The 9,842-nt window shown below is 62.4% G+C and carries 8 protein-coding genes; 4 read left to right on the forward strand and 4 right to left on the reverse strand.

Annotated elements, in window-relative coordinates:
• Nucleotides 1-89: 89 nt before the first annotated feature.
• The 3 genes from RGM2987_RS01585 to mhpT all read right to left on the reverse strand — a co-directional run bounded on the left by RGM2987_RS01585 (nucleotide 90) and on the right by mhpT (nucleotide 2,890).
• Complete coding sequence (locus RGM2987_RS01585; protein WP_245138362.1) at nucleotides 90-941, reverse strand: CAP domain-containing protein; 852 nt, start codon at nucleotides 939-941, stop codon at nucleotides 90-92.
• Nucleotides 942-1,300: 359 nt separating this feature from the next.
• A complete protein-coding gene (locus tag RGM2987_RS01590) occupies nucleotides 1,301-1,447 on the reverse strand; it encodes a hypothetical protein (RefSeq protein ID WP_245138363.1) in 147 nt (48 codons plus the stop codon).
• A gap of 231 nt (nucleotides 1,448-1,678) precedes the next feature.
• Nucleotides 1,679-2,890: a 3-(3-hydroxy-phenyl)propionate transporter MhpT gene (gene mhpT / locus RGM2987_RS01595; protein WP_245138364.1), complete on the reverse strand. Its 1,212-nt coding sequence runs from the start codon at nucleotides 2,888-2,890 to the stop codon at nucleotides 1,679-1,681.
• Between the two features lie 318 nt (nucleotides 2,891-3,208).
• Here mhpT and RGM2987_RS01600 point away from each other — a divergent pair, with 318 nt between their 5' ends.
• On the forward strand, nucleotides 3,209-4,516 hold the full coding sequence (locus RGM2987_RS01600) for an OprD family porin (RefSeq protein WP_245138365.1): 1,308 nt from the start codon (nucleotides 3,209-3,211) through the stop codon (nucleotides 4,514-4,516).
• Between the two features lie 176 nt (nucleotides 4,517-4,692).
• On the opposite strand, the gene RGM2987_RS01605 is transcribed toward RGM2987_RS01600, so the two are convergent.
• Nucleotides 4,693-5,178: a MarR family transcriptional regulator gene (locus RGM2987_RS01605; RefSeq protein ID WP_245138366.1), complete on the reverse strand. Its 486-nt coding sequence runs from the start codon at nucleotides 5,176-5,178 to the stop codon at nucleotides 4,693-4,695.
• 214 nt (nucleotides 5,179-5,392) lie between these two features.
• Between RGM2987_RS01605 and RGM2987_RS01610 the strand changes: the two genes are divergently transcribed.
• The 3 genes from RGM2987_RS01610 to RGM2987_RS01620 all read left to right on the forward strand — a co-directional run bounded on the left by RGM2987_RS01610 (nucleotide 5,393) and on the right by RGM2987_RS01620 (nucleotide 9,782).
• The gene (locus RGM2987_RS01610; protein WP_245138367.1) at nucleotides 5,393-6,223 is read left to right on the forward strand and encodes a p-hydroxycinnamoyl CoA hydratase/lyase; all 831 of its coding nucleotides are present in this window, start codon (nucleotides 5,393-5,395) and stop codon (nucleotides 6,221-6,223) included.
• Nucleotides 6,224-6,310: 87 nt separating this feature from the next.
• Entirely contained in the window at nucleotides 6,311-7,759 is a 1,449-nt protein-coding gene (locus tag RGM2987_RS01615; RefSeq protein ID WP_245138368.1) for an aldehyde dehydrogenase, read from the forward strand.
• Nucleotides 7,760-7,904: 145 nt separating this feature from the next.
• A complete protein-coding gene (locus RGM2987_RS01620) occupies nucleotides 7,905-9,782 on the forward strand; it encodes a feruloyl-CoA synthase (protein WP_245138369.1) in 1,878 nt (625 codons plus the stop codon).
• Nucleotides 9,783-9,842: the final 60 nt, after the last annotated feature.

A 9,842-nucleotide genomic window follows, 5' to 3' on the forward strand; every position in this document is an offset into this window, starting at 1 on the left:
GTATATCAGTGACATGGATGTTCGCTGACACAACGCTTTCGCGAGCAAGCCCGCTCCCACAGGATTTTGTTCGGCTCGATACCGGGGTGCTACTGAGTACCAAACATCGCTGTCCAATAGATCCCCGCATCGCTTTTCGGATCGGTCGCATAACCGGCGCCCAGTTCGCGGAACTGCGGGTTCATCAGGTTGGCGCAGTGCCCGGGGCTGGCCAGCCAGCCGTCCACGACCTTGAGTGCGGTGTCCTGGCCGGCGGCGATGTTTTCGCCGATCAACTGGCCCAGGTAGCCGGCCAGTTCGGCGCGGTCGCCCGGCATGCGGTTGTCGCGGTCCTTGTGGTCGAAGAAATTGTTGTTGGCCATCGCCCGGGTGTGGTTGACCGCCGCGAGGGCCAGGGTTGCGTTCCAGGCCAACGGCGTGGTGGCCGCGAAGGCTTCGGTGCCGCAGCGGCGTGGTTGGGCACGGGCGCTGTTGATCAGCTTCAGCAGTTTCTGGCCTTCGGCTTGCCAGTCCGCCAGGCGCGCCGACAACAGGGGGCGTGCCAGCACGATGCGCCATTCACGGTCCAGGCGGCTGACGCCGATGTCGACGAACTGCGGGTCCAGCACCACCTGACAGAAACTTTCCTGAATGGCTTTCATTGCCCCCTGCGCATCCCGCGGCCCGGACAGGCTGATGGCCTGCACGTTAACCATCGGATACGCCGCCCGCGCCAGGGCCTGCTGCAGGTCGCCGATGCCATTGGCCGAGAGGATCAACCGGGTATCCATTGCCAGCGGCGGCAGCTCCAGCGAAGCCTGGCCGGAACAGCTTTGGGATTGGCTGCGGTACAGGTTGATGGACTCGACCAGTTGCGTCTCTTCGGTGGCACTGGCACTGACGGCGAACACCAGCCCCAGCGACAGCACGGCAAGACGCATGACGGATGAAATGGCACGCATGTAAATCTCCCTTGAGCGGACGGCGCCTATAATGCGCAATTTTTGCCCGGCTGGGGCAATGGTTTCACGCTCTCTTGAAATCCCTTGAACGGTACCGTCAGGTACCGTGCGGGACAGTCCTCAAGTAGTGGGATCAATTTTCTGGCGAATAGGTCCATCGGCGTCGCTTAAAGGCATAAAAACGCCGGGCTTTAGCGCTTTCGGTTAAAGCAGGTGCACCGGTAGCGGCGATCATCATCAGGTTTGCCTGGATAAGACGATCGGGTCGGGTCTCTACATCCTGGGCGGTTGAGATACCGTTTCGCGAGCAAGCCCCCCACAATGAGGACTGGGTATAACTGGGAGAACTAGGTCGGCTGTCAGGCCGCCTCGCTTTTGCTTTTGCTTTTGCTTTTGCTTTTGCTTTGGCTTTTGATCTTGGGCGCCCCGTTAACCACAAGGGCCGAACGCAGGCATTGCGTAGTGGGCATCCCGGCATGGATGCCGGGATAGCCGCGCAGGGCCATGGATGGTCCTTCGCGGCGGGCCCACGGAGCAATGCCGGAGTGAGGGCACACCGAGCCTTGGCGACGTGCCCAGTGGTGGGGCAAGGCGCTTTTGGTTACTTTTGGCGCCTTTTCAAAAGTGACCCGCCGTCAGGGCGGAACCATAAGCAGCCGTTACCACAGAAATGGATATGTACACGAAAATCCAGGTCGACTGCCAGGCAGCCATCGCGAGCAGGCTCGCTCCCACATTCAGCGCACAGTCTGCGCCTCACCCACCGCCACCGCCCGAGCCATCACACTGATCGCAGCCACAGCGGCAATCAGCAACCCAGGTGAAGTCGCCAACAGCACCCCGGTGGTTCCCGCCCCGGCCGCAAGAATCTGCCCGGCCGCCAGGGGCCCGGCAACCGAACCCAGTCGCCCGATGGCCACCGCAGCGCCGACACCCGTCGCCCGCACGGCGGTGGGATAGGCCGGTGGGGCCAACGCATAAAGCACCAACTGCGCAGCCATTACAAACAACCCGGCAGCGAACCCGGCCACGGCCATCGGCACGATGCCAACCGACAAACCGACCCCGGCCAGCGCGCTCAACAGCCCGGCATAGACAAACAGCACGACCTTGACCCCGTTGCAGCGGTCCAGCAACAGGCCTCCGAGCAACGAACCCAGGGTTCCGCCGATGTTGAACAGCATCTGCACCAGGCCGGCCTGGGGTTTGCTGAACCCCTGTTCCAGCAGCAACGATGGCAGCCAGTTGAGCAGCATGTACATCACCGTCAGGGTGAAGAAGTAACTCAACCAGAGCGCCAGGGTAGTACGTCCCCGAGCTTCACCAAACAGCGCCTGGGCAGTAGAGGTGCGGGTCTCGTCGCCGGCATTTTGCACTTGGCGGAAAGCGCTGGACTCGGGGAGCCACAACAGCATCAGCGGCACCACCAGCAGGGGCGCCAGTCCGCCAATGAAAAAGGTCATTTGCCAATGCTCGCCAAACAGCATGGCGATCAGCGCCGCCAGCGCACCACCCAACGGAACGCCGGCATACATCACGCTGATGGCCGTGCCACGGCGTTGCTCGCCCACGGCTTCGGCACACAGGGCAATCAGGTTGGGCAGGGCGGCGCCCAAGCCCAGGCCGGTCATGAAGCGCACCAGCAGCAGGCTGGAGAAGTGTTCGACATAAGCGGTGCTAAGGGAGAACACGCCGAACAGCAGGACGGCGGCAATGAGGATTTTCTTGCGACCGATGCGATCGGCGATCCAGCCGCCGAAGAACGCACCCGGCAGCAATCCGATGATCCCGGCACTGAAGACCCAGCCCATCATTTTCGGGTCGAGGGTGAACGTCTGGCGCAGGCCCGCAGCGGCGGTGCCGGCTGACTGCAGGTCGAAACCCTCGATCAACGCGACGATAAAACACAAGGCGATGGTCAGCGTCGCACGACGCGCCGGATGGTTCATGGCAGATCCTCTTATTGTTTTTCTCTGGGGCACCGATTCAACCGGGGCAGCGGTGCACGGATCCAAGATTAACAAAGTTAACTAAAAAATGAAGGGTGTCGAGCGCAGGGCTGAAAGAGCTTGGAAGGCCAGGAAAATCGGCGGCTTGAGCAGATGCGATGAGGGTTATGGCGAAATAGTTAGCAATATTAATGTTCGATTATCGGTCACTTTGGATTGACGAAGCGCCTGCGCCGTTTCCATTCTTTTTCCCCGGCGACCGTGCCGACCAAGGCCCGGACTGAGTAAAACAACAACAACAATAAATGGAATTCGAACATGCCTGATCTTGCCCGGAATGCCGTTGCGGCGGTTTCTGTTTCACCGCTCGTTCATCTGCTCGCTTGCCTGGGGCTGAGTCTGGGTTCCAGCACATTGCTGGCCGAAGGCTTCATCGGCGACAGTCACGGCACCCTGACCCTGCGCAACTACTACATGGACCGTGACTACAAGGACGACGGCGCCAAGACCGCGGCCAGGGAATGGGCCCAGGGCGTGATCATGAACATGGAATCGGGATACACACCGGGCGCGGTCGGTTTCGGCCTGGACGCCCGGGGGCTGGTGGGGATCAAGCTCGATTCTTCGCCGGATCGCAGCGGCACCGAGCTATTGCCAGTCTCCAGCAATGACAAGCGCGCTGCCGATGAATACTCGCGCCTGGCCGTGACCGGCAAGTTGCGGTTCGCCCAGACCACGGTGAAGACCGGCGACGTGTCGATCTTCCTGCCGTTCGCCTTCGCCAGCCCGTCGCGGCTATTGCCGCAGACCTTTCGCGGCACGATCTTAAGCTCCAAGGACCTCGAAGGGCTGACGTTCAACACCGGCTACATCGACCGGATCAATCGCCGCGATTCCACCGACTATCAACTGATGACCATTGCCTCGCCCAACCGGCGCTTCAACGGTGCGGCGACTTCGTCGCACATGGCCTATGTGGGTGGCGATTATCAGCTCAACAAGGACCTGAGCCTGCGGGCCTACCACGCCGAAGTAGCAGACTTGTACCAGCAGGACACCCTGGCATTGCTGCACAACCTGCCCTTGGGCGACGGGGTGTTGACCACTGACCTGCGTAGCTTTTTCAGTCGCGAGGACGGCGCCGCCAAGGCCGGCAAGGTGGACAACCGCAACGTGTCGGCGCTGGTGGGCTATCGCCTGGGCGGGCACCGGGTGAGCCTGGGCTACATGCATGCCAGTGGCGATACGGCCACGCCCTATGTGTCCGGCACCGAATTGATGGGCTTGAGCGAGATGACCATGAGTTCGGACTTTCTCAATGCCCGGGAGCGCACCTGGCAGGCAATTCATGACTACGATTTCGCCGCGGTGGGCGTGCCAGGCTTGAGGACTCGATTGCGTTACGTGCGCGGCGATCATATCGACCTTGCGGCCCTGAATGCCGAGGGTCGCAAGGAAAGGGAGTTCCAGATGGAGTTGGGCTACGTGATTCAGGACGGCCCGCTGAAAAATGTCGGGCTGCTGGCGCGCAAGTCGATCTACCGCAACGACTTTCCCGGCAGTGCAGCGTTTCGCGATGAGAACCAGACCCGGTTCCTGGTGACGTATAGCGTGCCGATCTGGTGATGCGACAGCTGACGACACAGTGCCCTTGTGGCGAGGGAGCTTGCTCCCGCTGGGTTGCAAAGCAACCCCTCATGAACTGAATGCGGCTCGTCAGGTTGATTGAGTTGCCTGTTTTGGGGCTGCTTCGCAACCCAGCGGGAGCAAGCTCCCTCGCCACGGGGTAAGTGTCGGCTGTTCTACTGGTAAACCTTCTTCAACAAGCGCAGCAATTGCTCGCGCTCGTCACCCGACAGCGCTGCCGTGGATTCCAGGTCGCTCTCGGCGGCGATCTGCTTGAGTTCCTTGAGCAGGGTTTCGCCGGTCTTGCTCAGGAAAATCCCGTAGGAGCGCTTGTCCGGCTTGCAGCGCACGCGCACGGCCAGGGCGCGGCTTTCCAGTTTGTTCAGCAGCGGCACCACCTGTGGCGGTTCGATCGCCAGGGCCTTGGCCAGGTCAGCCTGCATCAGGCCGGGATTCTGATCGATGATCGCCAGCGCCGAGAATTGGGCGGGCCGCAGATCGTGCACAGCGAGGCGGCCGATCAGGTTCTGGAACAGCTTCAACTGGGCGCGCCGCAAGGCGTAGCCGATCAGCTCGTCCAGCGCAGAGTCCAGCGGTGCCTGGGTGTCGGTACCGGCGGCCAGGGCCTCGGCGGGGTCGGCAAGCTTGGAAGACTTGGCCATCGGAGTGTGCATCCTCGAGATCAGTGGTTAACAAGGCTATTCAGTTTGCCGGGGTTGTGGCGCCATGGCTACGTTTGATCGCATTTTGCTTGATCTGTGTCCATGCCGCTTTCGGAAAAAAAACACAGATAAATCGATTAATAGTTAATTGACATAACTAGTTTTGCAGTTTAGTTTTTGCTCATCTTCAGCCAAGAACAAGAGAGCACGCATCATGAGCAACTACGAAGGTCGCTGGAAAACCGTCAAGGTCGATATCGAGGAGGGCATTGCCTGGGTCACCCTCAATCGTCCGGAAAAACGCAACGCCATGAGCCCGACCCTCAATCGCGAGATGATCGACGTGCTTGAGACCCTGGAGCAGGATCCAGCCGCAGGCGTTCTGGTGCTGACCGGTGCGGGCGACGCCTGGACTGCCGGCATGGACCTCAAGGAGTATTTCCGCGAAGTCGACGCCGGGCCGGAAATCCTTCAGGAGAAAATCCGTCGCGAAGCTTCGCAGTGGCAGTGGAAACTGCTGCGCATGTACGCCAAGCCGACCATCGCCATGGTCAATGGCTGGTGCTTTGGCGGGGGTTTCAGCCCGCTGGTGGCCTGCGACCTGGCGATCTGCGCCGACGAAGCGACCTTCGGTCTCTCGGAAATCAACTGGGGCATCCCGCCCGGCAACCTGGTCAGCAAAGCCATGGCCGATACCGTTGGCCACCGTCAATCGCTGTACTACATCATGACCGGCAAGACCTTCGGTGGGCAGAAGGCCGCCGAAATGGGCTTGGTCAATGAGAGCGTGCCGCTGGCGCAATTGCGTGAAGTCACCATAGAACTGGCGCGCAACCTGCTGGAGAAGAACCCGGTGGTGCTGCGGGCGGCCAAGCATGGTTTCAAACGTTGCCGCGAACTGACCTGGGAACAGAACGAGGATTACCTGTACGCCAAGCTCGATCAGTCGCGCCTGCTGGACACCGAGGGCGGTCGCGAGCAGGGCATGAAGCAGTTCCTCGACGACAAGAGCATCAAGCCGGGCCTGCAAAGCTACAAGCGCTGACCCACGGGGCGACGCAAGGCTGTCCTGCCAAGCCCCTCGGCGCTACTGTGAATGTGTTCCCTATAAAGACAATAAAGAGGAATCACCATGCTGGACGTGCCCCTGTTGATCGGCGGCCAGTCGTGCCCGGCCCGTGACGGCCGGACCTTCGAACGCTGCAACCCGGTGACCGGCGAAGTCGAGTCCCGCGTCGCCGCCGCCACGCTGGACGATGCCGATGCGGCCGTGGCGGCCGCCCAAGCCGCGTTTCCCACCTGGGCTGCCCTGGCGCCCAACGAACGCCGCACCCGGCTGCTGCGGGCAGCCGAGCAGTTGCAGGCGCGCAGCGGCGAATTTATCGCTGCTGCCGGCGAGACCGGCGCCATGGCCAACTGGTACGGTTTCAACGTGCATCTGGCGGCGAACATGTTGCGCGAAGCCGCCTGCATGACCACCCAGATCAACGGCGAAATCATTCCATCGGACGTGCCGGGCAGTTTTGCCATGGCCCTGCGTCAACCCTGCGGCGTGGTGCTGGGCATCGCCCCGTGGAACGCTCCGGTGATCCTTGCCACCCGCGCCATCGCCATGCCCCTGGCCTGCGGCAATACCGTGGTGCTCAAGGCCTCTGAAATAAGCCCGGCGGTGCATCGGCTGATCGGCCAGGTGCTGCAGGACGCAGGGCTGGGCGATGGCGTGGTCAACGTGATCTGCAACGCACCGGCGGATGCGCCGGCGATTGTCGAGCGGCTGATCGCTAACCCGGCGGTGCGCCGCGTCAACTTCACCGGCTCGACCCATGTCGGGCGGATTGTCGGCGAATTGTCGGCACGCCATCTCAAGCCGGCCTTGCTGGAGCTGGGCGGCAAGGCGCCGTTGCTGGTGCTGGACGATGCTGACCTGGATGCGGCGGTGCAGGCGGCGGCCTTCGGTGCGTACTTCAACCAGGGCCAGATCTGCATGTCCACCGAGCGGCTGATCGTCGATGCCCGCATCGCAGATGCCTTTATCGACAAACTGAGGACAAAGATCGCCACCTTGCGCGCCGGCGATCCGGCGGCCAGTGATTCGGTGCTTGGTTCGCTGGTGGACGTCAGCGCCGGCCAACGCATCAAGGGCCTGATCGACGACGCTTTGGCCAAAGGCGCAACGTTGCTGGCCGGCGGGCAGTTGGATGGCAGCATCCTGCAACCGACCTTGCTCGACGACGTGACCCCGGACATGCGTTTGTACCGCGAGGAATCCTTTGGTCCCGTCGCCGTGCTGCTGCGGGGGGAGGGCGACGAGGAGCTGCTGCGCCTGGCCAACGATTCCGAGTTCGGCCTGTCGGCTGCGATCTTCAGTCGCGATACCGCGCGAGCCCTGGCTCTGGCTCAACGAATCGAGTCGGGCATCTGTCACATCAATGGTCCGACCGTGCACGACGAGGCACAGATGCCTTTCGGTGGCGTCAAGTCCAGTGGCTACGGCAGCTTTGGCGCTAAGGCGTCCATCGAGCATTTCACCCAGTTGCGTTGGGTGACCTTGCAGAATGGCCCCCGGCACTACCCGATCTGAAAAATCCGCTGCATCGCCGGCGGCCGAGGCCGGAAGGCCGCTGCCCCGATGCAGGCCAGACATAACAATGACAAGATCGCAGCCAGACGCTGCCACGCTGTGCTCGCCTCGTGCGACCGTGCGTGCCTTGGTGGAGGAAATGCAGGTGAGTTCCGAGTTCAGATCGTCCTCCCGACCCGGCCCTGGGCGGTATCGCCAGGTGTCGATTGGTCATCCCGCCGTTGAAGTCACCGAGGAGCGCGGCATCCTGCACATGCGCTCCCTCGAGTCGCTCGCCCCGATGCCGGCCCGGTTGCTTGATCGCTTGGTGCACTGGGCCCGGGTGCGGCCGCAACAAACCTTTATCGCCGCCCGCGAGGCTGGTGGAGACTGGCGTCGGGTCAGCTATGGGCAGATGCTCGACAGCGTCCGGGCCATCGCCCAGGGCCTGCTGGGTTTCGGCTTGTCGGCGGAAAAACCCCTGGCGTTGCTCTCGGGCAACGACATCGAGCACTTGCAAATGGCCCTGGGCGCGATGTACGCCGGGATCCCGTATTGCCCGGTATCGCCGGCCTATTCACTGCTGTCCCAGGATTTCGCCAAGCTGCGTCACGTTTGCGACCTGTTGCAGCCGGGCCTGGTGTTCGTCAGCGAGGCCGCGCCGTTCGAGCGAGCGATCAACGCGGTGCTGCCGGCGGATATCCCATTGATTACGGTGCGCGGCGAGTTACCGGGCCGTCCAAGGAGCAGTTTCGCCAGCCTGCTGGCCCAACCCGGTGGCGCCGAGGCGCAAAAGGCCTTCGACGCCACCGGGCCGGACAGCATCGCCAAGTTTCTGTTTACGTCCGGTTCCACCAAGCTGCCCAAGGCCGTGATCACCACCCAGCGCATGCTCTGCGCCAACCAGCAGATGCTGTTGCAGACTTTCCCGGTGTTCGGCGAGGAGCCGCCGGTGCTGGTGGACTGGTTGCCGTGGAACCACACCTTCGGTGGCAGCCATAACGTCGGTATCGTGCTGTACAACGGCGGCACGTTCTACCTGGACGACGGCAAGCCCACGGCCCAGGGTTTCGCTGAAACCCTGCGCAATCTCAAGGAAATTTCACCTACTGCGTATCTGACCGTGCCCAAGGGCTGGGAAGAACTGGTCAGCGCCCTGGAGCAGGACGCGGATTTGCGTGAGCGGTTTTTCAAGCGCATCAGCCTGTTCTTCTTTGCGGCGGCAGGGTTGTCCCAAAGCACCTGGGATCGCCTCGATAAAGTCGCCGAGCAGCACTGTGGCGAGCGGATCCGCATGATGGCCGGCCTGGGCATGACCGAGGCGGCGCCGTCCTGCACCTTCACCACCGGGCCGCTGTCCATGGCGGGCTACATCGGCCTGCCGGCGCCGGGCTGCGAAGTACGCCTGGTTCCGGTGGATGGCAAGTTCGAAGGACGCTTTCGCGGGCCACACATCATGCCGGGCTACTGGCGTTCGCCTAAGCAGACCGCCGAGGTATTCGACGAGGACGGTTTCTATTGCTCAGGGGATGCGATCAAACTGGCCGATCCAGGCAATCCGCAACTGGGGCTGATGTTCGATGGACGGATCGCCGAGGACTTCAAGTTGTCGTCCGGGGTGTTCGTCAGCGTCGGGCCGTTGCGTAACCGTGCGGTGCTGGAGGGTACGCCGTACGTCCAGGACCTGGTGATCACCGCGCCGGATCGCGAATGCCTGGGCGCGTTGGTTTTCCCGCGGCTGCCTGAATGCCGACGCCTGTCCGGGCTGGGGCCGCAGGCCAGCGACGAGCAGGTGCTGGCCAGCCCTTCGGTACGCCAGTGGTTCGCCGACTGGCTGCAACGCCTGAATCGGGAAGCCAGCGGTAACGCCAGCCGCGTGGAATGGATCGCCTTGCTCGTGGAACCGGCTTCCATCGACCGGGGTGAAATCACCGATAAGGGCTCGATTAATCAGCGGGCGGTGTTGCAGTGGCGAGCGGAGAAGGTCGAGGCGTTGTATCGGGGCGAGGATGCGTCGATGTTGCGGGCGGGGCCGGTGGGCTGAACCCAAGCCCTGTGGGAGCGGGCTTGCTCGCGAAGGCGATCTGTCAGTTGAAGATGATGT

The sequence above is a fragment of the Pseudomonas sp. RGM2987 genome (assembly GCF_022952855.1).
Taxonomy (GTDB): domain Bacteria; phylum Pseudomonadota; class Gammaproteobacteria; order Pseudomonadales; family Pseudomonadaceae; genus Aquipseudomonas.

Bases quoted from the DNA above. Each gene is read 5' to 3' on its own strand.
- RGM2987_RS01585 (WP_245138362.1), bottom strand. From the start codon at position 941: ATGCGTGCCATTTCATCCGTCATGCGTCTTGCCGTGCTGTCGCTGGGG.
- RGM2987_RS01590 (WP_245138363.1), bottom strand. From the start codon at position 1,447: ATGGCCCTGCGCGGCTATCCCGGCATCCATGCCGGGATGCCCACTACG.
- mhpT (WP_245138364.1), bottom strand. From the start codon at position 2,890: ATGAACCATCCGGCGCGTCGTGCGACGCTGACCATCGCCTTGTGTTTT.
- RGM2987_RS01600 (WP_245138365.1), top strand. From the start codon at position 3,209: ATGCCTGATCTTGCCCGGAATGCCGTTGCGGCGGTTTCTGTTTCACCG.
- RGM2987_RS01605 (WP_245138366.1), bottom strand. From the start codon at position 5,178: ATGGCCAAGTCTTCCAAGCTTGCCGACCCCGCCGAGGCCCTGGCCGCC.
- RGM2987_RS01610 (WP_245138367.1), top strand. From the start codon at position 5,393: ATGAGCAACTACGAAGGTCGCTGGAAAACCGTCAAGGTCGATATCGAG.
- RGM2987_RS01615 (WP_245138368.1), top strand. From the start codon at position 6,311: ATGCTGGACGTGCCCCTGTTGATCGGCGGCCAGTCGTGCCCGGCCCGT.